The 24,925-nt window shown below is 48.7% G+C and carries 21 protein-coding genes; 17 read left to right on the top strand and 4 right to left on the bottom strand.

The features are described 5' to 3' along the window. Positions 1–17: 17 nt before the first annotated feature. The 14 genes from hisA to ppk1 all read left to right on the top strand — a co-directional run bounded on the left by hisA (position 18) and on the right by ppk1 (position 18,065). Positions 18–743, top strand: a complete 726-nt coding sequence (gene hisA, locus ACMP1L_RS02355; RefSeq protein WP_418451908.1) for a 1-(5-phosphoribosyl)-5-[(5-phosphoribosylamino)methylideneamino]imidazole-4-carboxamide isomerase — start codon at positions 18–20, stop codon at positions 741–743. A 2-nt stretch (positions 744–745) separates the two neighbouring features. Further along, a complete protein-coding gene (gene hisIE / locus ACMP1L_RS14050) occupies positions 746–2,011 on the top strand; it encodes a bifunctional phosphoribosyl-AMP cyclohydrolase/phosphoribosyl-ATP diphosphatase HisIE (protein ID WP_475544507.1) in 1,266 nt (421 codons plus the stop codon). A gap of 324 nt (positions 2,012–2,335) precedes the next feature. After that, complete coding sequence (locus ACMP1L_RS02340) at positions 2,336–3,571, top strand: DUF3798 domain-containing protein (protein ID WP_118731691.1); 1,236 nt, start codon at positions 2,336–2,338, stop codon at positions 3,569–3,571. 77 nt (positions 3,572–3,648) lie between these two features. Then, on the top strand, positions 3,649–5,259 hold the full coding sequence (locus tag ACMP1L_RS02335) for a sugar ABC transporter ATP-binding protein (RefSeq protein WP_118731690.1): 1,611 nt from the start codon (positions 3,649–3,651) through the stop codon (positions 5,257–5,259). Then, positions 5,256–7,121 (top strand): ABC transporter permease, encoded by a 1,866-nt coding sequence (locus ACMP1L_RS02330; RefSeq protein WP_418451907.1) that lies wholly within the window; start codon positions 5,256–5,258, stop codon positions 7,119–7,121. The genes ACMP1L_RS02335 and ACMP1L_RS02330 overlap by 4 nt, the downstream gene beginning before the upstream one ends. Continuing rightward, positions 7,114–8,346, top strand: a complete 1,233-nt coding sequence (locus ACMP1L_RS02325; RefSeq protein ID WP_243025472.1) for an ABC transporter permease subunit — start codon at positions 7,114–7,116, stop codon at positions 8,344–8,346. Before ACMP1L_RS02330 ends, ACMP1L_RS02325 begins: the two co-directional genes overlap by 8 nt. Positions 8,347–8,511: 165 nt before the next feature. Continuing rightward, positions 8,512–9,882 (top strand): MATE family efflux transporter, encoded by a 1,371-nt coding sequence (locus ACMP1L_RS02320; protein WP_418451906.1) that lies wholly within the window; start codon positions 8,512–8,514, stop codon positions 9,880–9,882. Between the two features lie 209 nt (positions 9,883–10,091). Then, positions 10,092–11,462: a PhoH family protein gene (locus tag ACMP1L_RS02315; RefSeq protein WP_418451905.1), complete on the top strand. Its 1,371-nt coding sequence runs from the start codon at positions 10,092–10,094 to the stop codon at positions 11,460–11,462. Between the two features lie 39 nt (positions 11,463–11,501). Further along, positions 11,502–12,164, top strand: coding sequence for an HD domain-containing protein (locus ACMP1L_RS02310; RefSeq protein WP_418451904.1), 663 nt, complete (start codon positions 11,502–11,504; stop codon positions 12,162–12,164). 118 nt (positions 12,165–12,282) lie between these two features. Continuing rightward, positions 12,283–14,010: a Na/Pi cotransporter family protein gene (locus ACMP1L_RS02305; protein ID WP_118731685.1), complete on the top strand. Its 1,728-nt coding sequence runs from the start codon at positions 12,283–12,285 to the stop codon at positions 14,008–14,010. Next, positions 14,007–14,405 carry a type 2 periplasmic-binding domain-containing protein gene (locus ACMP1L_RS02300; protein WP_418451903.1) on the top strand — a complete coding sequence of 133 codons (399 nt, stop codon included), beginning with the start codon at positions 14,007–14,009 and terminating at the stop codon, positions 14,403–14,405. The genes ACMP1L_RS02305 and ACMP1L_RS02300 overlap by 4 nt, the downstream gene beginning before the upstream one ends. Continuing rightward, positions 14,315–14,851: a substrate-binding domain-containing protein gene (locus tag ACMP1L_RS02295; RefSeq protein WP_418451902.1), complete on the top strand. Its 537-nt coding sequence runs from the start codon at positions 14,315–14,317 to the stop codon at positions 14,849–14,851. Before ACMP1L_RS02300 ends, ACMP1L_RS02295 begins: the two co-directional genes overlap by 91 nt. Then, positions 14,848–15,921: a 6-phosphofructokinase gene (locus ACMP1L_RS02290; protein ID WP_418451901.1), complete on the top strand. Its 1,074-nt coding sequence runs from the start codon at positions 14,848–14,850 to the stop codon at positions 15,919–15,921. Before ACMP1L_RS02295 ends, ACMP1L_RS02290 begins: the two co-directional genes overlap by 4 nt. A 65-nt stretch (positions 15,922–15,986) precedes the next feature. Next, entirely contained in the window at positions 15,987–18,065 is a 2,079-nt protein-coding gene (gene ppk1 / locus ACMP1L_RS02285; protein WP_418451900.1) for a polyphosphate kinase 1, read from the top strand. On the opposite strand, the gene ACMP1L_RS02280 is transcribed toward ppk1, so the two are convergent. Next, positions 18,044–18,307, bottom strand: a complete 264-nt coding sequence (locus ACMP1L_RS02280; protein ID WP_207665286.1) for a hypothetical protein — start codon at positions 18,305–18,307, stop codon at positions 18,044–18,046. The two genes, ppk1 and ACMP1L_RS02280, sit on opposite strands and share 22 nt — an antisense overlap. Between ACMP1L_RS02280 and ACMP1L_RS02275 the strand changes: the two genes are divergently transcribed. After that, positions 18,302–18,850: a zinc-binding metallopeptidase family protein gene (locus ACMP1L_RS02275; protein ID WP_418451899.1), complete on the top strand. Its 549-nt coding sequence runs from the start codon at positions 18,302–18,304 to the stop codon at positions 18,848–18,850. The genes ACMP1L_RS02280 and ACMP1L_RS02275 overlap by 6 nt on opposite strands. A 41-nt stretch (positions 18,851–18,891) precedes the next feature. Here the strand turns inward: ACMP1L_RS02275 and ACMP1L_RS02270 are convergent, their stop codons facing one another. The 3 genes from ACMP1L_RS02270 to ACMP1L_RS02260 are packed head-to-tail and all read right to left on the bottom strand — an operon-like array spanning position 18,892 to position 22,065. Beyond that, the gene (locus tag ACMP1L_RS02270; RefSeq protein WP_418451898.1) at positions 18,892–19,890 is read right to left on the bottom strand and encodes an SH3 domain-containing protein; all 999 of its coding nucleotides are present in this window, start codon (positions 19,888–19,890) and stop codon (positions 18,892–18,894) included. Positions 19,891–19,935: 45 nt separating this feature from the next. Then, positions 19,936–21,036 carry a tyrosine-type recombinase/integrase gene (locus ACMP1L_RS02265; RefSeq protein ID WP_118731680.1) on the bottom strand — a complete coding sequence of 367 codons (1,101 nt, stop codon included), beginning with the start codon at positions 21,034–21,036 and terminating at the stop codon, positions 19,936–19,938. Between the two features lie 6 nt (positions 21,037–21,042). Then, entirely contained in the window at positions 21,043–22,065 is a 1,023-nt protein-coding gene (locus ACMP1L_RS02260) for a coiled-coil domain-containing protein (RefSeq protein ID WP_177303620.1), read from the bottom strand. A 386-nt stretch (positions 22,066–22,451) separates the two neighbouring features. Here ACMP1L_RS02260 and ACMP1L_RS02255 point away from each other — a divergent pair, with 386 nt between their 5' ends. Both ACMP1L_RS02255 and ACMP1L_RS02250 read left to right on the top strand, forming a co-directional pair. Next, on the top strand, positions 22,452–22,670 hold the full coding sequence (locus tag ACMP1L_RS02255; protein WP_118540522.1) for a hypothetical protein: 219 nt from the start codon (positions 22,452–22,454) through the stop codon (positions 22,668–22,670). A 42-nt stretch (positions 22,671–22,712) separates the two neighbouring features. Then, positions 22,713–24,821 carry a hybrid sensor histidine kinase/response regulator gene (locus ACMP1L_RS02250; protein WP_418451897.1) on the top strand — a complete coding sequence of 703 codons (2,109 nt, stop codon included), beginning with the start codon at positions 22,713–22,715 and terminating at the stop codon, positions 24,819–24,821. Positions 24,822–24,925: the final 104 nt, after the last annotated feature.

Below are 24,925 nucleotides of genomic sequence, written 5' to 3'. Positions count from 1 at the left end.
AAAGGAGATCGATCACAATGCAGTTATATCCGGCAATCGATATGAAGGGCGGAAAATGCGTCCGCCTGACACAGGGATTATTTGATAACGTAAAAGTATACTCCGATACTCCGGCTGACATGGCAAAGCTCTGGGTCAGCCAGGGGGCGTCTTTTCTCCACATTGTGGACCTGGACGGAGCGCTGGCCGGACATTCCGTGAACGAGGATGCCATCCGGGCCATTGTATCCAGCGTTTCCGTACCGATTGAGCTGGGCGGCGGTATCCGCAGCGCAGAAGCGGTAAAAAATATGCTGGATCTCGGCATTACCCGATGTATCATCGGTACCCGCGCCGTAGAGCGGCCGGAATTTATGAAGGAGCTGGTAGAAACCTTTGGAGCAGACCGTATTGTAGCCGGTGTGGACGCCAAAAACGGTATGGTTGCCGTAGAGGGCTGGGAGAAGGTCAGCAGCCTTTCCGCCCTGGAGCTTTGTCAGCAGATGAAGGAATTTGGCGTAAAACACATTGTATACACGGATATTTCCAAGGATGGAACCTTAACCGGGCCAAACGTGGAGTACACAAAGCTTCTGACAGAAAAGACCGGCCTGGACGTGATCGCATCCGGAGGAGTATCCTGCATGGACGATCTTGCCCGTCTGCATGAGTGCGGCATCAAAGGCGCCATCATCGGAAAAGCATTGTATGAGAAAAAAATCAGCCTGCCGGATGCGGTAGCGCGGTTTGAACAGGGAGAATAGCTATGGCAGAATTTAAACGGTTACTGGCGCAGCTTTGCTGCGATGAAAAACAGGAAGAGGAGCTTCTTTCCTATGCGTCCGCATGCGGCAACGATGGCGCGGATGGCCTGGTATTTGTGGACAATTCAAAAACGGATGAAGAGCATGAATTTCACATCGGACTGATCCGGAAAATGGCAAGAACCATCGACATTCCGATTTTTGCCGGCGGACGGGTAAAACGTCTGGAGGATGTAAAGAAATATCTTTATGCAGGCGCTAAAGGCGTATTTCTGGATGCCTCTGTCGAGGAAAATGTAGATATGATCAAAGAAGCGGCAGACCGATTCGGCAGCGAGAAGATCTTCATCCGTTTAAATGACGCGGCACAGACAAAACGCATTCCGGAATATGCCCAGCTTGGCGCCTCCATGGCATTTCTGGGAGAGGAAGTACTTCCGGAGGCCGCAGAGGTGATCCGCACCATGGAGGAGCAGATGCACTATTATGTCATGAGCTCATCCGGCGAAACCGAAGCACTCGCAAAAGAACTCAAGGCAGAGCCTGCTGCCGGAATCATTCTGGTAAATGAAAAGCCGGAAAACGGAAATTACATGGAGAAAAAGCAGGAGCTTGGCGCACTTGGCATTTCCGTTGATATTTTAAAGAGCAGCGTTTCCTGGGAAGATTTCAAGAAAAACGCTGACGGCCTGGTTCCGGTCATTGTCCAGGACTTTAAGACCTCGGAGGTTCTGATGCTGGCTTACATGAACGAGCAGGCTTTCACAGACACCCTGCGTACCGGCAAGATGCACTACTACAGCCGCAGCCGTAAGAGCCAGTGGTTAAAGGGGGAAACCTCCGGACATTTCCAGTATGTGAAGTCCCTGCATCTGGACTGCGACAATGATACCATCCTGGCAAAGGTTCATCAGATCGGAGCGGCCTGTCATACCGGCTCCAGAAGCTGCTTTTTCCAGACTCTGGCAGAAAAGGACTATCGGGAAACCAACCCGCTTAAGGTATTTGAGGATGTCTTCTCCGTGATCCAGGACCGCAAGATCCATCCGAAAGAAGGCTCCTACACCAACTACCTGTTCGATAAGGGAATTGATAAGATTTTAAAGAAGGTCGGCGAGGAGGCCACCGAGATCGTCATTGCGGCCAAGAACCCGGATCCGGAGGAAATCAAGTATGAGATTTCAGATTTCCTGTATCATGTCATGGTACTGATGGCGGAGCGCGGAGTGACCTGGGAGGACATTACCGAGGAACTGGCCAACCGTTAGGAATAAACAAAAACACAACATTTGTGCACAAAAAGTGACACACTTATGAGAAAAGTGAGGCAGATTTTCAACATTTTTGGGAATCTGCCTCACTTTTTTCTGTGAAATCTACGGAAACAGGTATACTTTTTATGGTCAAACATAACATTTTTAATAAAATGTACTTGCGTAAATGAGAATACTGTGTTACACTTACAGACAAGTGTAAGCCACAAACGCACACAGAAAAGGTGGGATTTGCACCCGGCGCGCAAGGGGGGAATAAGATTAGCTGCGCGGCCGGAATCAGGGCAGCAAAAGCTGTTAAGGAGAAGGAGGAATACTATGAAAAAGAGAAGACTTATGGCACTGGTAACCGCAGCAGCCATGACAATGGGACTGGCCGGATGCGGCGGCCAAAGCTCGGCAACGGCAACAACCGCAGCACCGGCAGGAGCTGAGAAAACTACAGAGGCCGCTGTGACCGAGGCAGCAGAAGCTGCAAAATCCGAGGGCTCTGACAACTGGAAGGTAGCTATCTTAACCGGTACCGTGTCCCAGGGTGAGGAGGAGTTCCGTGCGGCAGAGCGTGCACTGGAAACCTACGGACCGGAGCACATCGTGACCGCGACTTACCCGGACAACTTCATGTCTGAGATGGAGACCACCGTATCCCAGATCGTATCCTTCGCGTCCGACCCGGATGTAAAGGCTATTGTGATGTGTCAGGCAGTTCCTGGCGCAAAGGCAGGTTTTGACAAAGTTCGTGAGATGGGCCGTGACGACATGCTTCTGATCGCGGGTACTCCGCAGGAAGATCCGGCTGTTATCTCCGCAGCATCTGACATCGTACTGTATTCAGATGAGGCAGCGCAGGGTGATACCATCATGGAGAAATGCGCAGAGTGGGGCATCGATGTATTCGTACATTATTCCTTCCCGCGCCACATGGCTATGGAGCTGATCGTAGCACGTCATGAGCTGCTTAAGAAGAACGCAGAGGCTCTTGGCATCGAAATGGTAGACGTTACCGCTCCGGATCCGACTGCAGAGGCAGGTCTTTCCGCTTCCCAGCAGTTCATTCTGGAAGATGTTCCGCAGCAGTTAAAGAAATACGAGGGCAAGAAAGTAGCTTTCTTCACCACCAACTGTGGTATGCAGCCGTCTCTTCAGACCGCGTGCCTGGATGAGCCGAATGCTTATTATCCGCAGCCGTGCTGCCCGAGCCCGTATCATGCATTCCCGGCTACTCTGGGTCTGGAACTTGCAATCGGCGGCGATGACACCGAGGCATTAGAGCAGATCGCGGCTAAGCTGAAAGAGCATGACGCAGTGGACCGCTTCTCTACCTGGGCATCTCCGGTCGCTATGACCATCATTGAGGTTGGTGTGGAATACGCAAAGGGTTATATCACCGGCGAGATCACAGACCATAATGATTCCGAGAAACTGAAGGAGCTGTTCAACTCCAAGATTGACGGTGCCAAGATCAATAACTACAAGAACGCGGACGGCGAGGAATTTGACAACTATTACACAATTCTCCTTGCTCCGGTTGATTTTAACGATTACTTAAAGTAAAAGACTGAAATCTGCAGACAGGCATACCCTATTGATTTCGGGTGTGCCTGTTTCTATCTTAGAGAAAGGGGCTTTTCATGAACACAGAATATGTTCTTGAGATGAAAAACATTAGTAAGCAGTATGGGGAAAACGCAGTCCTTCAAGGCGTTTCCCTCTCTGTGAAAAAAGGTGAGATCCATGCGCTCCTTGGAGAGAACGGTGCGGGTAAATCCACGCTGATGAACGTGCTGTTCGGTATGCCGGTCATCCACAGCACCGGCGGATTTGAGGGAAGCGTCTATTTAAACGGTGAGGAGACGCGCATCCTTTCCCCCCACGATGCCATGGAAAAGGGCATCGGCATGGTACACCAGGAGTTCATGCTGCTCCCGGGCTTTACCATCACGGAGAATATTAAACTGAACCGTGAAATCTGCCGTCCGAATCCAGTTAGCCGCGTTTTGGGCAAGAACCTGGAAGGACTGGACATGAAGGCCATGCAGACAGATGCGCGCACCGCGCTGGATCATGTGGGCATGTCCATCGACGAAAACACCCTGGTACAGGGTCTCCCGGTCGGCTATATGCAGTTTGTGGAGATTGCAAGAGAGATTGATAAGACCGGCGTGAAGCTTCTGGTATTCGACGAGCCGACCGCCGTTTTAACCGAGAGTGAGGCAGCACAGCTTATCTCCGTGATGAAGAAGATTGCGGAGAGCGGCATTGCCATTATCTTTATCACACATCGTCTGGATGAGGTTATGGCTGCTTCCAACAACATTACCATTCTCCGTGATGGAAAGCTGGTGGCAACCCGCGAGACAAAGAATACCAGCATCCGTGAGATCGCGGAGCTGATGGTAGGACGCAAGGGTGAGTCTATGGCCGAGGTAGAACCGCGTCCGGTGCCGCAGGGCAAGGTTGCCATGAGCATCAAAGACCTTTACGTCAATATGCCGGGCGAACGCGTGAACGGCCTGTCGCTGGATGTCATCGAGGGCGAGATTCTGGGGATCGGCGGACTGGCCGGTCAGGGAAAACTTGGCATCTCCAACGGCATCATGGGCCTTTATGAGGTAGAAGGCGAGGTTACCCTGTTTGGAGAAAAGCTGAACCTCATGGATACCCGGGAAGTACTGAAGGCCGGTGTGGCCATGGTATCGGAGGACCGGAAAGGCGTGGGCCTGCTTCTGGACCGTTCCATTGAAGACAACATCGTGTTCAATTCCATGCAGATCAAAGATGAGTATCTGAAAAAGATTGGACCGTTTACCCTGGTAGACAGCAGGAAGGTCCGCCAGACTGCCGAGGAGTATATCAAGAGCCTGGATATCCGCTGCTTTGGACCGACCCAGCACTCCGGCACCTTATCCGGCGGCAACCAGCAGAAGGTCTGCATCGCAAAAGCCCTCTGCACCTCCCCGAAATTCCTGTTCGTATCTGAGCCGACCCGAGGCATCGACATCGGTGCGAAAAAGCTGGTGCTGGAAACCCTGGTGCGCTTAAACAGGGAGCTTGGCATGACGGTGGTCATCATTTCTTCCGAGCTTCAGGAGCTTAAGAGTGTGTCTGACCGCATTGCCATCGTATCAGAAGGAAAGCTGGTAGACATCCTGTCTCCGCAGGCTTCTGACGCGGATTACGGTCTGGCCATGTCCGGCATCCGGCCATCTGAACATCTGGAAAAGGAGGGAACGAACGCATGACGAAACAGAAGATACAGAAAATGATTGCGGTTCTCTGCATTGCGGCTGCTGCCGTCTGTCTGCTACTTGGCCTGATCAACATACCAAAGCAGAACGGGGCAGCCGGCCAGGAAATCCTGCAGCAGCTCCGCATCCAGACCCTTTTAAGCGCGACCGGTGACAGCGTGGTAGAGAGCTATGTAGCCATTGCCAAGCAGGAGGCCCAGAAACAGGCCAAGGAAGCCGGCGGCGGCATGGCAGCCATCCGTGAGGCAGTAGAGAAGGCCGAGGCCGAGACCCGTGCGAAGTACGAGGGCGGCGCAGCGGCAGATTCCCTGTCTGTGGAAACGGCAGACCTTTCTGCGGCAGTGGATGTTTACACAGAAGCTGTAAAGGCCTATGCGGAAGCAGAGGCTGCTGCGCGCAGCGCCTATGAGGAAGCGCATTACGCAGAGGCGGAAGCGGCTCTGGAACAGAAGCATGAGGAAATGCTGGCAGCCGGACAGGAAGTTCCGGAGGACGACGAAGTTGTTGTGGATATGTCCGGCTTTGAGCCGACAGAGGAAATGCTTGTAAAGCAGGAGGAAGCGAAAACAACCTACGCCCAGGTGGGAGCGGAGTTGAAGAAAATCTACCCGGTCCTGACGGATGAGGCGCTGGAAACTCTGGAAGAGACGGTAGAGGGAATCCTGTACCAGTCCGGTGACAGCTTCTCCACCCAGTATGACCGTTATATGGAGCAGAGCAGCGCGAAGGAGACCACTGCGCAGCGTCTGATCCGCCGTGCAGACGATATGATCTATCTGGCATGTGCCCTGATTGTCGTAGCACTTCTGTTATTATTCCATCAGGTTCTGGTGGCAAAGCTGGGTATTCCAAGAGTCATCATCGGCGTATTCTTTATCCTGCTGTGCTTTATGACCCTGTGGTATGACCTGTCCTTGTCTACCCTGTTAAGCAATACTGTGGTCCGCATGGGCATGAACGCCATCATGGTTCTGGCTATGGTGCCGGGTATCCAGTGCGGCATCAGCTTAAACCTGGGCCTTCCGATCGGTCTGGTAGCAGGACTCATCGGCGGCCTGTTGACCATTGAGCTTGGCATCCCGGGATGGGGCGGCTTCATATTTGCCATTGTGGCAGGCTCTGTACTGGCTGCAGTCTGCGGATACTTATACGCCCTGATGTTAAACCGTCTGAAGGGTTCCGAGATGTCCGTTACTACATACGTTGGATTTTCCATCGTTTCCCTGATGTGTATCGCATGGCTGGTGCTTCCGTTCCATTCCCTGAAGCTGCGCTGGCCGCTGGGAACCGGACTGCGTAATACCATTGGCCTGGATTCAACAAACTTCCGTCACATCTTAAATGATTTTCTGGCATTCCAGATCGGAGAGTTTACCATTCCGACCGGCCTGCTGCTCTTCATGGCAGTCTGCTGCGCGCTGGTATGGCTGTTCTCCAGAAGCAAGACCGGACAGGCCATGCAGGCTGTGGGCAACAACCCGCGCTTTGCTGAATCCGTCGGCATCAACGTAGACCGCATGCGTATTGTAGGAACCGTTCTTTCCACCGTGCTGGGCGCTGTGGGAATTCTGGTATACTCCCAGAGCTACGGCTTCATGCAGCTTTACACCGCACCGCGCCAGATGGGCTTTATCGCCGCATCCGCAATCCTGATCGGAGGCGCATCCACCACCCGCTGTAAGATCAGCCACGTTCTGATCGGTACGTTCTTATTCCAGGGCGTTCTGACGCTGGGCATGCCGGTAGCCAACGTGCTGGTTCCGGGTTCCACCATCTCAGAGACCCTTCGTATCCTGATCTCCAACGGAATCATTCTATATGCGCTTACAAAGTCAGGAGGTGAGTCTCGTGCGTAATAAATGGGATCTTCGTGAAATTCTGCAGAAAAATGCGGTTACCGTGATGTTCGTCGTACTGTGCCTCATCGGTCTGGTATGCTCCGGACAGACGGTTTCTTATGTGATGTATGAGCTGTTTGGACGTTTAAGCCGAAACTCCTTTATTGTTCTGGCTCTGATCATTCCGATCATTGCCGGCATGGGAATCAACTTTGCCATCACCATCGGCGCCATGGCGGCCCAGATCGCGGCGCTGTGGGTCATTGAGTGGGGCATCAGCGGCCTTGCCGGATTCCTGACTGCCATGGCCATCACCATGCCGATCGCAGCCTTCTTCGGTTTCCTTATCGGTAAGCTGATGAACAAGATGAAAGGCCAGGAGATGATCGGCGGCCTGATTCTCGGCTATTTCGCCAACGGACTGTATCAGCTGTTATTCCTGTTCATTTTCGGAAACCTGATTCCGTTAAAGGCACCGGGCCTGGTCATCAAGGGTTCCACCGGTGTGGCAAATACCATTGACCTTTCCACTGAGCGCGGCTTCAAATACGCGCTGGACGGATTGTGTCGCGTACCCTTTGGCACTGCAGCACTGATCCTCTGCGGACTGATTGCTGTGTGGAGCCTGGTGAAGCTTGCCACAAAGAAGGAAGACAAAAAGAAAGCGCTGACCCGCACCGGCATCTGTGTGGCAGTTGCCATCATTGCGCAGCTTCCATTCGTGACTGCGGCATTTTCCATGGTCAGCGTACCGATGGTCACCTTCCTGATCGTGGCACTGTTATGCGTGTTCAACAACGCGATCATGAAAACCCGCATCGGACAGCAGTTCCGCGCAGTCGGTCAGAACCGTACCGTGGCGAACGCAGCCGGCATCAACGTAGACCGTGTCCGCGTGATCGCCATCATCATTTCCACCGTGCTGGCCGGATGGGGACAGCTCATCTTCGTACAGAATATGGGCTCCTTCCAGACCTACGGTGCCCATGAGCAGGTCGGCCTTTACGCAGGCGCGGCAATCCTGGTAGGCGGCGCTTCCATTAAGAAAGCAACCAATGGGCAGGCGCTTCTCGGCTGTATCCTGTTCCACCTCTTATTCATCGTTGCACCGTCCGCCGGAAAAAATCTGTTCGGTGACGCGGCCATCGGTGAGTACTTCCGTGTATTCATTTCCTACGGTGTCATTGCACTGGCCCTGGTTATCTATGCATGGGGAGATATCAAAAAGAAAAAAGCAAAATAAAAGAATCACATGGATTGGGCATGGCGCAATCGTTTGATTGATGATATAATGTAACGAGCGCAAGAGAGCCGGAAACGTGCTGGCACGGTTATGGCGAACGGCGAGGCAATCGAGTGACAACATCAGGAGATTGTCTGACATTACGACTCGACAGGAGATATTATCATGGAACAGACGAAAGAAACACATGACCAGTACTATGAAATGGCCCATGCGCCGGTAGGACGCGTGATCTCGAAGCTGGCCGTTCCGACCATCATCAGCATGCTGGTGACTTCCATCTACAACATGGCGGATACTTTTTTTGTAAGTCAGCTCGGGACCAGCGCCTCCGGTGCAGTGGGCATTATTTTTTCTGCCATGGCCATCATCCAGGCATTATCCTTTATGATCGGCATTGGCTCCGGCAACTACATTGCCAGACTGATCGGTGCCGGAAACCGAGAACTGGCGGAGAAGCTTGCCTCCATCGGTTTTTTTACCGGCTTCGGCATGGGACTTGTCATTACCGTGCTTGGCACGGCCAATATCCATGCGCTGGTTATGATGTTGGGATCTACCGTGACCATCGCGCCTTACGCAGAAGCCTATGCTTCCTACATTTTACTTGCGGCACCGTTTATGATGACATCCTTTATCATGAACAATATCCTGCGTTTCCAGGGGAAAGCCCTTTTTGCCATGGTCGGCATTACCACCGGCGGTATTTTAAACATTGTCCTGGATCCGGTTTTTATTTTCGGCATGGATATGGGAACGGCAGGAGCGGCGCTGGCTACCGGAATCTCGCAGTTTGTCAGCTTCTGCATTCTGCTTGCCATGTGCAACCTTCGCAAGGACTGCATTTCGATTGATATCCGAAAGTTCCGCCCAACGCTCAGACTCTATGGACAAATTCTATACGGCGGCATAGCATCCTTGGGACGTCAGGGCATTGCCAGCGTAGCAACGATCATCATGAATATCATGGCGCAGCCCTACGGTGACGCAGCGATTGCAGCCATGTCCATTGTCAACCGGTTTATGATGTTTGTCGGCTCTGCCATGATCGGTTTTGGACAGGGGTTCCAGCCGGTCTGCAGCTATTGTTTCGGAGCAGGCATGTACAGACGTGTGAAAGAGGCCTGTGTGTTCTGTATTAAGGTCAGTACAGCCGTTCTTTTTGTATTTGCCGTGATCGGCCTTATATTTTCCGGCAATATTGTGGCAGTATTCCGCAAGGATGATATGGATGTGATCCGGATCGGTACACTGGCTCTCCGCCTGCAGCTTTGCACGCTGCCGCTCATGGGTATCACTGTTATGGGCAATATGACACCGCAGTCCATGGGATATGGCACCTGGGCTACAGTGGTCTCCACCGCAAGACAGGGGTGGTTTCTGATCCCACTGCTTCTGATCCTGACACCGGCCATCGGCATTCTTGGTATCCAGATCGCACAGCCGTTAGCTGACATCGGAACCACGATCCTGGCAATCTGGATTCTTCGTTTGATTTTTAAAGACTTGCTGCTGAAAGAAGAAATGTCTGAATAGAAGAGGGTGTGTAAAATATCAGATATCTGGATCATCAGGCCAGCGCACTGAACGCAAAAAAATGAAAAGTCATTGTAAAACAGAATTTGTAAAACTGTTTTGCAATGGCTTTTTTTGCTGTTTTTACATAAATTTTAACTGGATAGAATTTAAACCTCATATTTTACCGTTATACTTCCTGTATACAAAAAGAGAGGGTGATCCAAAACATGAAATGTTACGTGCTTGATACCAATGTTTTAATCCAGACTCCGGCTTCAATGGATGTCTTTGAAGAAAATCAGATTGTTATTCCGCTTGTCGTAGTGGAAGAGCTGGATCGTTTGAAAACAGCAGAAGGTGAAAAGGGCGCAAACGCCAGAAAAGCAATCCGCAGGTTAGAAAATCTTTGTCAGACAGGAAATCTTCTGGAAGGAGTTATGTTAGAAAATGGCGGGAGCCTGCGAATTGAAAAAAACTTTATTGATGTGCAGCTTCCGCCTGAGCTTCCTGATAATATGGCAGATAACCGGATTCTGCAAGTATGCCTCGGACTGACCAAAAACCAGGATATTCCGGTCACACTTGTTACAAAGGATATCCTGCTTCGTTTAAAAGCACAGCTGGTTGGACTTTCTGCCCAGGATTTTATGGCAGAACAAGTGGAAGAACATGAAAAGCAGTACCATGGCCGTACCGAGGCCTATGTTCCGGAGGAATTGTTCAAGGACTTTAAAAAGAAGGGAATCCCCTGCGATTATGCATATTCCGGCAACCCGGACGGAACAAAACAGCCTGCAACGTTTTTTGAAAATCAATTTGTTACGATTCATGCGGATCAGTCCGCTAAAAAAACACATCTGGCGCGTGTCGAGGGGGACAATTTGAAAAAGCTGGATTATCGAAAGACGAAACCCTATGGAATTTCCCCACGCAATACCGGACAGTATTTTTTGCAGGAAGCACTGATGCAGCCTGCTGAGAAAGCACCGCTTGTGATTGTAAAAGGAGTAGCTGGTACCAGTAAGACATTTTATTCGCTTGCCGTCGGACTGGAAAAACTGTTGAATCATCCGACAGGAGAATACCGCAGAATTTTGATCTGCCGGCCGAATGTCCAGTTTGACTCCGATATTGGCTTTCTTCCCGGCGATGAGCAGGAAAAAATTTCTCCTCTGATGCGTCCGATCATGGATAATCTGGAACAGCTGATTGATTCAAATGAAGAAGAGCGTTACAAAGATGAGTTGGAGCTTCAGGGAAAAATAGAGGAATTATTTGAGCGCGGGCTCATCCAGACGGAAGCCCTTAATTTTCTTCGGGGCCGCTCCATTGAAAAAACCTATCTGATCATTGATGAAGCACAAAATGCCACCCCAAACCAGATAAAAGGAATTATCACACGTGCTGGAAGAGGTACAAAGCTGATTCTCCTTGGAGATTCCAATCAGATTGACCGGCCATTTTTAGATGAACGGACAAATGGATTATCTTATGCGTCGGAACATATGAAGGGCAGTCCGCTTTGCTGGCAGATTACCATGGATATGGAAGAATGTGAACGGTCAGAGCTTGCCCTGGATGCATGCAAACGTCTGTAACGCATTTGAAAAGGAAAAAAAGAAGGAAGAAAAATCTACATGAAACCAGATATTACAGAAATCCGAAAAGACAGAGAAATTAATTTACTGATTGAAAAGGGAAATGAGGTTCTCCGGGAGCTTGGCTATACGGAGCATTCGCGGAAACACGCGGCAAAAGCGGCGGAGACCGCCGGTATGATTTTAAAAGAGCTGGGATACAAAAAGAGAACCATTGAACTGGCAAAAATTGCCGGATATATGCATGATATTGGCAATAGTGTAAACCGTCACGACCATGCGCACAGCGGAGCAATTCTGGCTTACGGAATCTTAAAAGAACGCAATATGGAGCTGGAACAGATCCTTACGGTCACTGCTGCCATCGGACATCATGATGAGGGCACCGGAACGGCCATCGATCCGGTCTCAGCCGCTTTGATCCTTGCTGATAAAACAGATGTCAGAAGAAACCGGGTACAGAATCCCAACAAAGCCAAATTCGATATCCACGACCGTGTAAATTATGCGGCACTTTCTTCCAGTCTTAAAATTGACCGGGAAAAGCGTCTGATCCAGATGAATCTGGAATTGGATGATTCCATCTGCAGCCTGATGGATTATTTTGAGATTTTTCTTGAGCGCATGATCATGTGCAAAAGGGCCGCGGAGTGTCTGGGCTGCCGTTTCCGCCTGGTGGCAAATGGAAGCAAGCTTTGCTGATTTTACATGGATTTAACATTCTCTTAACTGCGGCGCGGTAGAGAAATCCATGCTTCTGGTATATGCTGAAAAGGATGAGTAAATGAATTTTCGAGTATGTACAAAGGAGAAGGAAAACATGAATGAAAACGTAAAGATCTTTTTTGGCCTCATCGGTGGTCTTGCCCTGTTTTTATATGGCATGAACAGCATGAGTGACGCGCTTCAGAAGGCCGCTGGAGAGGGAATGAAAAAGATACTCAGCTTTCTTACCAGAAATGCAGTGATGGGAGCTCTGGCAGGAGCATTGGTAACTGCAGTTTTACAGAGCAGCTCCGCCACCACTGTCATGGTGATCGGATTTGTCAGTGCTGGCCTGATGAGTCTTCCTCAGGCCATTTCCGTTATTTTCGGTGCCAATATCGGTACGACCATGACGGCCCAGCTGATGGCATTTAAGATCAGCAATTATATTTATCCGATTATTTTTATTGGTTTTCTTCTGAATTTTGTCAGCAAAAAAGAAAAAATTAAAAATATCGGTATGGTTATTTTCTCTTTCGGACTGCTTTTTGAAGGTATAGAAATTATGGGTACTGTTATGAAACCACTTGCCAGCAGTCCGTTTTTTGTAGACATGATGGGGAAGGTTTCCCATATTCCGGTTCTTGGTGTTTTGCTTGGTGCAGGCATGACGCTTGTTGTACAGAGCAGTTCCGCAACCATCGCTGTTCTTCAGAATTTCGCATCTCAGGCCGGTCCGGATGGAATAACCAGTGTCATTGGACTCACCGGAGCGATTCCGATCCTTCTGGGTGATAACATCGGTACCACGATCACCGCCCTTCTTGCTTCAATCGGCCAGTCCAAAAACGCAAAAAGAACTGCATTGGCTCACAGCGTTTTTAATATTACGGGAAGTATTGTATTTTTATTTATGATTCCGGTACTGGCGGCTTTTGTACGTTTTATTTCTCCAAAAGGGCCGGAGCTGGACGTGATTTCCAGACAGATCGCAAATGCGCATACGACCTTCAATATTGTCTGCACTCTGATATGGCTTCCGTTAATCCCGGTTATGGTAAAGATCGTCACCTGTCTGGTACGCGGGCAGGATCAGCAGGAGCGCCAGACCTTTGAACCGCAATTCCTGGAAAACCGTGTGCTGACACAGCCTGCAGCGGCTCTGTATCTGGTTTCTGAGGAGATCAAGCGTGTGTCTGATTTTACCAAGCAGATGATGGAGAGCATGAAGCTTGCATTTGTGGGAAAAGAACCACTGGCAGCGTATCAGGATTTTAAAGAGATGCATTTTGCGGTGAAGAAGCTTCAGGAACAGATTGGCGGTTATATTGTAAAAATGTTTGCCAGCGGTACCCTGACCGAACAGCAGTCCGAACAGGCAGCAGGTCTGCTTTACATCAACAACAACATTGACCGTATTGCTGATCGCTGCAAGGAAATCGGTACGGTGGCTGAATTTTCCCAGGAGCATGGCGGCGTCTTTTCCGCAGAGGCCCTGCATGAGCTGGAGACAGGGATCGGAACACTGAAAAATCTGTTTGTGACTGCCATGCAGGCTCTGGAAAATGGAGATAAGGATATTGTAGCAAAAGTATCCAAGGATAAAAACAAAATCCGTAAGCTTCAGAAGCAGAATAACAAGGCTCATATGGCACGTATCAAGAAAAATACCTGTTCTTCCGATCTGACCATGCAGTATTCTAATATGCTCTACAATATTGACCGTATTGCAGACAACTGTGTCAGCATTTCCGAGGAGGCAATGGATAACATCTCCTTCCAGAAATTGTATCAGAACAATGCTGAACAGGATCAGTATAAAACAGGAGGCACAGCAGAATGAGACGGACAGACAGCATCGCATCGCTTCTGGCAATAGCCGGAATTGCCCTGCTTCTTGGCGGATGCCGGCAACAGACTGAACTGCCGGATCTGTCCGGCCTTGGAGCTATTACCACCATTTCCAGGGAAGACGGTTCCGGAACAAAAGCGGAATTTGAAAATCTGATCCATCTGCAGCAAAATGCTTCTGATACAGAAGCGGATTCCACGGAAAATGTGATAAACCAGATTTCAGCTTCCAAAGGCGCAATTGGTTATGCAGCATTCAGTTCTGTAAAGGATATAAAAAAACGAAGATTCTTTCCGTGGAGGGAATTCAGCCGTCAGCAGACACGATCAAAAACGGAACCTATCCGCTGTGCAGGGAGTATTTACTGGCTTACACCGGTGAGCTGAGTGAGGCCGAATCGGATTTTCTTGCCTATATCAAAACGGCAGGGCAGCAGATTGTAGAACAGTTTTGTGTCCCGGCAGGAAAAACAAATACCTTTCTTTCAGACCAGTCATCTGGAACCATCCGGATAAACGGTTCTTCTTCAGCAGCTCCGATTCTGACATCACTTGCAGAGGATTATCAGAAATATAATAAGCACGTGCAGATCCTGATCGAGACAACCGATTCCACCTCCGGTCTGAATGCAGCCTTAGAGGGCTCCTGCGATCTGGCTATGACTTCCCGCTCGCTGAAGGATTACGAAAAAGAACTTTTGAACACCCAGGTCATCGGGAAAGATGCTATTGCGATCCTGGTACAGGCAGAGAATCCGGTGCAAAATTTATCAGAAGAGCAAATCCTCAAAATTTACGAGAAAACTTATAAAAACCGGAGTGAAATACAATGAAAAAAATCGGAATCCTGACCAGCGGCGGCGACTGCCAGAGCTTAAATGCGGCTATGCGCGGAGTTGCCAAGGCGCTGTATGAAAAAGAAGCCGAGATTGAGATTTATGGAATTTTAGATGGCTATAAGGGCCTGATCTATGGAAACAGAAAAAAGATGAAGCCTTCCGATTTTTCCGGGATCCTGACGATTGGCGGAACCATTCTCGGAACCTCAAGACAACCCTTTAAGCAGATGCATGTTCCGGATGAGCAGGGGCTGGATAAGGTCAAGGCCATGAAGAATCATTACCGCAAATGGAAGCTGGACTGTCTTGTGATCCTTGGCGGAAACGGAACGCACAAGACTGCCAACCTGTTAAAGCAGGAAGGCCTCAACGTGGTTACCCTTCCCAAAACCATCGATAATGATATCTGGGGAACTGACATGATGTTTGGTTTTCACAGTGCCCTGGATATCGCAACACATGCTATTGACTGCATCCATACGACGGCAGCTTCCCACAGCCGGATCTTTATTGTGGAAGTGATGGGACATAAAACAGGATGGCTTACCCTTCATGCCGGAATTGCCGGAGGAGCCGATGTCATTCTTTTGCCGGAATTGCCCTATGATATCCACAAGGTAGCCGATGCGCTGAAACAGCGTACGGAGAGCGGAAAGCATTTTTCCATTCTGGCCGTGGCGGAAGGCGCAATCTCCAAAGAAGATGCAGCCCTGACCAAAAGGGAATACAAAAAGAAAAAATCCAGAAATGCTTATCCATCCATTGCATATGAAATCGCAGATCAGCTAGCCGCTGAAACCGGACAGGAGGTTCGCATTACCATACCGGGACATACACAGAGGGGAGGAAGCCCCAATGCATATGACCGGGTTCTGGCATCACGTCTTGGCTCCTTTGCTGCTCAGCTGATCCTGGAAGAACAATATGGATTTATGGTAGCTTTACGGGATGGCAAGCTGGTTGCAGTGCCGCTGGAGGAAGTAAGCGGCAAGCTGAAAACAGTACCGCCAGAGCATGAAATGATCGCACAGGCAAAGGAGATAGGGATTTGCTTTGGAAACTGATCGGAAAAATCTATTGTTACATAGTAAAACACGGGAGGCATCCCGTAACAACAGGAGACATTAACATGGCTGCAAAACCAAACACTGTAGAAGATAAACATACCAGCATTTACGTCAACCGCGAATTATCCTGGCTGAAATTTAACGAACGCGTGCTGGAAGAAGCAGAAAATGAGAAGGTTCCGCTTTGTGAACGCATGTCCTTTCTTTCAATATATCAGTCCAACCTGGATGAGTTTTTTATGGTCCGTGTCGGCTCCCTGGAAGATATGAAATTACTGCCGGGCGACAACAGGGAAAACAAGACGAACATGACACCACAGGAACAGATCGATGCCATTTTAAAGCGGGTCAACATCTTAAACGACAGAAAGGATACGATATACACCCATGTCATGGAGCTGGTGGCCAATGAAGGCGTGCGCCTGGTTTCATTCAGGGATCTGAGCAAGGCAGACGGAAAATATCTGGAAGATTATTTCCGCAGGGAAGTACTTCCGCTGCTTTCTCTCATGATCGTTGGTCGTAAACAGCCGTTTCCGTTTTTAAAAGGACAGGAAATCTATGCACTTGCAATTCTTGGTACCAAAAGCGGAAAAGAAAAGATTGGAATCATTCCGTGCAGCAATGAGATGATCTCACGGCTGATCCCGGTTCCCGGACTGGAATCTACCTACATGCTATTGGAAGAGCTGATCCTGCATTTCCTCCCGGCTGCCTTTTCCGGTTATAAAGTACTGGAAAAATCGGTGCTGAGAGTTACCAGAAATGCAGATATTGATGTGAACAAGGTTTATGATGAGGATCTGAATTACCGGGATCAGATGGCCCAGGTCGTTAAATTAAGGAAAAAGCTGGCGCCGGTGCGTCTGGAACTGACCAGAGATATAGCCCCAAAGATGATGGATACCGTCTGTAATTATCTGGAACTGACCAAGGATCAGGTTTTTTATTCCAAAGCGCCATTGGATCTGTCTTTCCTGTTTGCGTTGGAAGATGTACTCCGTAAAAATCCGGATCTTGTATTTCCGAAACGGCTTCCGCAGGCTACCTCCCAGCTGGATTCCGCAAGCCCGGTCATTCCGCAGATCCTGGATCATGACGTCCTGCTTTCCTATCCATATGAAAGCATCCGGCCGTTTTTAAATATGCTGTCAGAAGCAGCCAATGACCCCAAGGTAGTTTCTATCCGAATGACCTTATACCGTCTGGCAAAGAATTCCAAAGTTGTGGAGGCACTGGTAGAAGCAGCTGAAAACGGCAAACAGGTAGACGTGCTGGTGGAATTAAAGGCGCGCTTTGATGAAGCGAACAACATTGAGTGGAGCCGCCGCCTGGAAGACGCGGGTTGCCATGTCGTATATGGTATTGATGGTCTGAAGGTTCATTCTAAGCTGTGCCTTATAACCAGAAAAGACGGAAATAATATCCAGTATATCACGCAGGTTGGTACAGGAAATTATAATGAAAAAACATCCCGCATGTACACAGATCTTTCCCTGATTACCGCAAATACGGAAATCGGAGAGGACGCGCTGCGTGTATTTCAGTCCATCCTGATCGGTGACACGGTAGAAAAATCAGAAAAATTACTGGTTGCCCCGAAATGCCTTCAGGAGCCTGTTCTTTCTATGATCGACAGGGAGATTCAGACCGCTTTGGCCGGAAAACCGGCGTACATTGGCATTAAGATCAATTCTCTTACCGATAAACGCATCATTGACAAGCTGGTAGAAGCCTCAAAAGCAGGTGTAAAGATTGAAATGGTCGTAAGAGGAATCTGCTGCCTGAAATCCGGAGTCCCGGGAAAAACGGAAAACATACAGATACGCAGTATTGTAGGACGTTATCTGGAGCATTCCAGAATCTATATATTCGGAACGCCGGAGCGCGACAGCATCTATATTTCCTCCGCAGATTTTATGACAAGAAATACGCTGCGCCGGGTTGAGGTGGCTGTACCGGTATATGACAACGGTTTAAAATGCCGGATCCGTGAAATGTTTTTAACTATGATGAGCGATAATGTTAAGGCCAGGGTACAGCAGCCGGACGGCAGCTACAAAATAGAGCCGGACGGCGATTCCTGCCTGAACGCACAGGAAACTCTCTTTGAAGAAGCTTATGCGGCCGCCCGCTCCTGAGCCGGCACGCATAAGCGAGGATGGGACAAAAACCCTAAGAAAACTGATGAAACAGTGTAATCAGTCTTTCCATGGGGGGCAATGACCTGCTTGCCTTTTAATGTGACGATGGAGTAGCCTGTTTTCATGGCAGGATTGCCGATCCGAAAGCAGCGCACCGGCTTCGGATAGTGAAAATTCCGCATATACTGATAAAAGGTGAATTTTTGCGGGAACATCTGCTGGAAGATTCCCGTATGCATTACACAATCCTCGATGTCGGCGGACCGTCCAACATTGTCCCGGGAAGGGCAAAAGCTGAATATACGCTGCGCTCTTATAGTACAGACTATCTGGAAAAGGTAATTGTTCCCAGATTTCAGGATATTTTAAAGGGTGCCTGTCTTATGACCGGAACTACCTGTGAGATTGAGCGCAGCTATCCGTTCCAGGCCAAAATCCCATGCATGACATTAAACAATCTGATCATGGAAAATGCTGAGGAATTTAAAGCTCCGCAGCTTGCCGGACCAAGAGAAAAAACGGGCTCTACAGACTTTGGAAATGTAATGTATGATGTTCCGGGCTGCTGTATCCGGACCGCTTTTGTCCCGGAGGGAACTGCGGCACATTCTAAAGAATATCTGGAAGCCGGAAAAACAGAAAAAGCACATGAGGCACTTCGGTCCGGCGCAGAAATTCTTGCCGGAACCTGTGAGGATATTCTGGAACGACCGGAACTTCTTTCGGAAATCAAAACGGAATTCCGGGAACGGAAGCAGAAAGAAAAGGAAGTATCCTTTTAATAAATGAATCAAAAATAGCGGAGGCGCCATTGGCGCAGCCGCTATTTTTTGTAAAAACAGTTTCCGCCGACAATCTTATGCGAGGAATAATCTTCCGGTGAAATCCGTTTGGTAGAATTAAAATAAAGGTAATCTCCGATATTATTGGAACCACTAAGTGCGTCCTTTGCGGCCTTCAGCGCAGTTTTGGACGGTCCCTGAGCCAGAAAGCTGTCGAGCAGACCGGAAGACGCGCCGGGAAACTGACCGTCTGCGTAGATGACACTGGAAATGGATTTTCCCCAGCTTTTGGATTTTACGCGGTTGATGATACAGCTTGCAACGGCAAGCTGGGCGTCATAGGAGCCATTTCCGGTTTCCATGGCCGTGCAGGCTGCAAGCAGATAGACCTCATCATCTGTTGCGGAAATCACATAAACAGGTTTTGCTTGTGCCTTTGCTCCGGAATGAAGAGCAGCCGCTTCTTTTTTTGCATCGACCGCAGTTCCCGGAACCGGTATGACTTTCGCGTATTCCGCCGAGATATAGCCGCTTGCGTCAGCCTGAAGCTGGACCTTGATCCAGCCGTCTGAGGATTCCAGGAGCGGAAACGATTCCCCCTGGGCTGCCTGTTTTACGATTACGGCATCCGTGGAAGGGGTTTCACGCACATTTAATGTAACTGCAGTGACTTTGGCTCTCAAAAGCCCAAGCTCCTTTGCAAGCGGCTCGATGTCCTTGCCGAACAGAAGATAATCATCCTTCAGCCAGCCCTCAAGCCCGCCAGAGCGAATCCTTGTCCAGCCGTTTTTCCGGTCAAGAACCGTTCCTCCGGAGCCACGGTAGCATTTTCCGATGATTTCTGCGTCAACAGAAGGGCTGGTCCGCATATTCAGAGGCTCATTTTTAACATTGGCCACTGCCAGATTATCATAGGAAGAGGCAGCAAAGGACGGAGCAGCAAAAGCCGCTGCAAACACGAAGACAGCTGCAGTAAGCGCTGCCACCTGTTTCAGTACACCAGTGGAAGCGGATAGTATTTCAGAGATTCGTCGTTTCATGTATATTCCTCCACGCATAAATGCAGTTCTTTGTTAAATGTTACGCTACACGATATCAATGTCCTTTACGCTTTTGCGCCGTTCCTCTTCGATGGCGGCGTAAAACTTTCTGGTAATGTTCACATCATTGTGTCCGAGAATATCGGCAACCAGATAAATATCATTTGTTTTCGCATAAAGGGCGGAGCCGTAGCTGCTCCGCAGCTTATGCGGTGTAATCTTTTTCTTCGGTGTTGCCACAGACGCATATTTCTTCACCAGATATTCCACGCTGCGCACAGTCAGGCGTTTCTTGCGAAGGGAAAGGAAAAGCGCCGGTTCATCCTGTGTGCCTGTCCCTCTCTCAATTGGGCATAGAGTTCTGCGTTCTTCCAGATACCGTTCTAAATACTGCGCAACCTCATCGCTAAAATAGACGGTTGCTTCTTTTCCGCCTTTCCGGTGGATATGAATTCCCTGTTCTTTTATATCTACATCCGACAAATTTAAGCCCACGCATTCCGATACACGGATACCGGTTCCAAGCATCAGCGCGAGGAGGGCACAGTCCCGCACCTTTGTTTTCTGATGAAACTGCTTCTGTCTGGGAGATAATCCGGCACCGCTTTCTGCTTCTTTTAGCAGTTCTTTGATTTCCTTCTGGTTGAGCCGGACAATCTCTTTCTCCCGGATCTTTGGCACCTGCATGGATAAGGTGGGATTGACCGTAATCTGACCAGTGCGCTGGAAATAACCAAAGAAACTCTTTAGCGAGAAAAATTTCCGTTTGATTCCCTGCTCTTTGTTGGTGTTTCGATGGTCCGGGTCATCTGGACGGTACTTCAGGTATTCCAGATAACGTTCCAGATCAGTGACGGAGATCTGGCGGAACTGTTTCATGGTGAAATCTTTGGCAGATAATCCGAAAGAGCGGATTTCTGGTTTAGCTTCTGTGCATATTGAGGGGGAACCGGTGGCGTGTCTGCTGGTTAAAAAGTCAAAAAACATGCCGATGTCATAGGCGTAAGAAAGCCTTGTCATGGAAGATGTGGACGGCTCAATTCCGCGGAAAAAATCCGCGCAGAAGAGTGGGAGAGCAGAAAGCAGCTCCTGCAGCTTAGCCTCATTTTTGCGGTCACGCTGTTCATGGTACGGCAATTCTGTCATGACGTATTACTCCCTTCCGGTATTTTGGGCAGCAGCATCTGCTGTGATACCTGTGTCTGGCATTTCCGAAATTTGCTTTGTATGCTGTTCTGGGGTGCTTTCCCGGGTCAGCTGCAGCTGTAGCTGCTCCAGCTCTGCCTGTAGCCGTACGGTTTCACGATCCGCTTGTCTCAGCTCCTCCTGCATTTCCCGTTCCTTTGCGATCACGGCCCGTTCCTGCTCCAGCTCTGCCTGCATCCGCACCTGCTTTAACATAGCCTGGGTGTCGGAATCCTTATCGGAAAGCTGCCGCTTCAGATCTGCAAGCAGTATCCGGTCCTCGAGTCTCTGGTTTTCCATTTCGCGGACCTGCTGCTGCGCCTGCGTGGCAATCTGCTCCAGATTTTTCTTCTGTCCGGTTTCATGCTCCAGAGTCTGCTGAAGCTCCCGGATTTTCAACTGAAGCACAGCAGCTTCTTTCTGAGCCTGTTTCTCAGCTTCTTTCAGGGCGTCATACCGGACCAATTTCTGCTGAAGCTCCTGATTTTGCAGTTGCAGAATGCGGTTCATTTCTTCACGGTCTGAGGCGGCCTTTTTTGCAGCCTCCATCTGTTCGATGGCATACTGAGCCTGTTCCTGCAGATGCTTTTGTTCCTCACGCAGGGCAGTTGTGGCAGTATCCGAATCCTTCTTTTCTGTCTCCATGAGTTTTATTTGTTCTCTCAGTTCATCAATCGTCTGATCCTTCCGTTTTAAATCAGACCGGAAGTGTTCCTGTACGCGCAGCTCAGCATTGCTGCTCAGTTCAATACTGTTGATATATGCCGATAAAATTTCTTTCAGAAGCCGTTCAAAATTTTCTATTTCTACGATACGGCCAGGAGTAGCAGCTTTGGCATTGTTCAGCTCCAGGATCTGCATCAGATGATCAAAGCCCTGTGCCTGGTTCATTCCATGAGAGGTGCAGAACTGGCGGAATGCTTCCGCGGAATCCGGATCAATGCGGAAGTTCACCTGTTTGCTTTCTTTTGTAGTCTTTTCTTCTTTCATGTCGTCATCCTCCTGAAAACAGTATAACACAAGGCAAATACTCCGTCAAACAGAAGTGAAATTTCCAATTATGATTGCTATACCATTCTATACAGATATATGCTATACATAGTATTGTGTAATGCGATATCAGATCAAAAAGCGTAGAATGGCAAGCGCGAAAGCATGAAAATAATGTCAGATAAATATTCAAATTATAAATACAATTTAAAAATCAGGCAGAAAAATGCTCAAAAAATAGAACATGCATTCGAAATACGGCTCCTATCATTGCGCAAAACCTTAGTTTTGCGCAATATTTAAACTGAACATTTACATTTCTGGAAAAAACAGATATAATTCAAGGGATTTTATAGCAAAAACGTACAGGAGGTGAGATTGCGATTATGTCGATACTGTTTGCTGTAGTATTTTTAGTGCTGATTTTTAAATGTGTCGGTCTGGCCCTGCGTGTTTGCGGAACGCTTCTGGGAGCTCTGTTAAGTCTGGCCGGTTTTCTCCTGTCACTCACACTGGGGGCAGTTCTGTTCGGACTTTCTACCGCGTTTGCGGCAGTTCTGCTGCTGATCGGAATTGTATGGCTCGTGATTCGGATCCTTCTATAAAAACGGGCATCGAAAAATCCACTGATTCGGAGAGAAACTAGTATGAGCAAAAGCATGATCAATAACCGTTTTTTAGAAGAGACCGTGTTTGCGATCGCAGATGGGTACTGCGTCATTAACCTTACCAAAAACTATGTGCCTGGCGTCATGTACCAGGTCATTGATGGCAGGCAATATAACCTGAATGAGCAATTAGGCCTGCCGGAAGATTCCAGTCTGCAGAGTCTGGTGGATGCCTGGGCATTAACGATACCGAAGGAGGGTCTTTCCGACTTTTTGAAGGAATTCGACAGAGAACGGCTTTTGAAGCGTTTTGAAAACGGAGAGCGTCATATATCATTTCGTTACTGGACCCGTACCGCAACCTTTGAACCCATGCTTGCAGAAGATCACATGGCTCTGTACAGAGATGCGGAAACCGGTGATGTCATAGCAGTCAACTATGTACTTGACCGCACAGAGCATTACCGCCTGGAGGAAAAAGAACGGGCATTGGAAAAATCAAACCAGGAGTATATTAAGCTCTTGGAAGAAGAAAAAAAGCACACGGCTATCATTGAAAAGCTGACACAGGAGCTTCGCAATGAATTGGACTGGTTTTCCGTTTCTATACCAGGCGGTGTAAAAATCAGCAATGATGATCCTACGTATTCCTTTAAATATGTATCAGAACAGTTTGCAAATATGCTTGGTTACAACACACCGGAAGAACTGATAGAAGCAGGCCAGGGCAGCATTCTCGGACTCGCTCACCCCGAAGATATTACGAGAGGTCTTGCTGACGCGCTGGATCAGTATACACGCTCCGATCATTACGCAACGATCTACCGGATCCGCTGCAAAGACGGAACCTATAAGTACATTGAAGATCGGGGACAGAAGGTTCGCAAACCAGACGGAACTGTTGAGCATTGGAATCTGATGCTGGACAAGAACGATTTTATGATTAAATCCATCGCACTGGAAAGTGAAAAGAAAGCAAATCAAAGCAAATCCGCTTTTCTGTCCAGAATGTCTCACGATATGCGGACTCCGCTTAATGGTATTACAGGCTTACTGAAAATCAATGAGAATCATTTTGACGACATAGATCTGGTAAAAGAAAACCATAAGAAAATGCAGATAGCCGCGGACTATTTATTGTCTCTCATTAATGAAGTGCTTCAGATGAGCAAGATTGAGGAAGGCAGTATCCCACTGACACAGGAAGTCATAGATTTTACCGAATTGACGAATGAAATCATAGTCATCATGGAGCAGCGGGCCAGGGACAGAGGAATTCAGATGCAATTCCGGTCAAATAAACAGTGGCCCCAGTATCCATTTCTTTATGGAAGTCCGGTACATTTGCGGCAGATATTTTTAAACATCTATGGCAACTGTATCAAATATAACCGGCCTGGCGGAACGATCACTACCGTGTCAGGTTATACGGAAGCGGTCGATGGGATCACAACCTATGAATGCACGATTACCGATACAGGGATCGGCATGGGGAAGGAATTCCTGGAACATATCTTCGAGCCTTTTTCTCAGGAAAAGGATGATGCAAGAAGCATGTATCAGGGCGTTGGGCTTGGAATGGCGATCGTCAAGGGCCTGATCGATAAAATGGGTGGAAGTATTGAGATCAAGAGCGAAGAAGGCGTAGGCTCAAGCTTTATCATACGGATCCCTTTCAAAATTGCCTCGGCGCCAATCCGTGTAAAGGAGCAAAAAACAGAAGCAACCATAGAAAACCTGAATTTACTGCTTGCAGAAGACAACGAATTGAACGCAGAGATAGCAGAAACGCTTTTGTCAGATGAAGGAGCAAAGATCACGGTCGTAAAAAATGGCCTGCAGGCAGTGAAAGCCTTTCAGGAAAACCCATGCAATTATTTTGATGCCATTCTTATGGACATCATGATGCCTGTGATGGATGGGTTGGCTGCGACAGAAGCCATCCGGGCAGCAGCGCGCGAAGATGCGAAAACAATCCCAATTATTGCCATGACTGCGAATGCCTTCCAGGAAGATCAGGAACAGTGCTATAAAGCGGGAATGAATGCCCATCTGGCTAAGCCGCTGAATATGGAAAAAGTGATAAGAACGATCTATGAGCAGTGCAGCTACAAGTTGAGTGGGAGGCAGCAGAATAAAAAAACCTAACCTTTAGTTAATGGTTATCCCATAGGATCCACCGTACAATAACAGTACGGTGGATTTTTTATATGATAGGAAATTGCATCCTATCATATAAAAACGCTCCGGTC

Origin of the sequence: Ventrimonas sp. (assembly GCF_048380235.1) — a bacterium.
In the GTDB taxonomy this organism is placed as follows: Bacteria; Bacillota; Clostridia; order Lachnospirales; family Lachnospiraceae; genus Brotaphodocola.
This window is presented reverse-complemented; position numbering and strand designations above follow the sequence as displayed.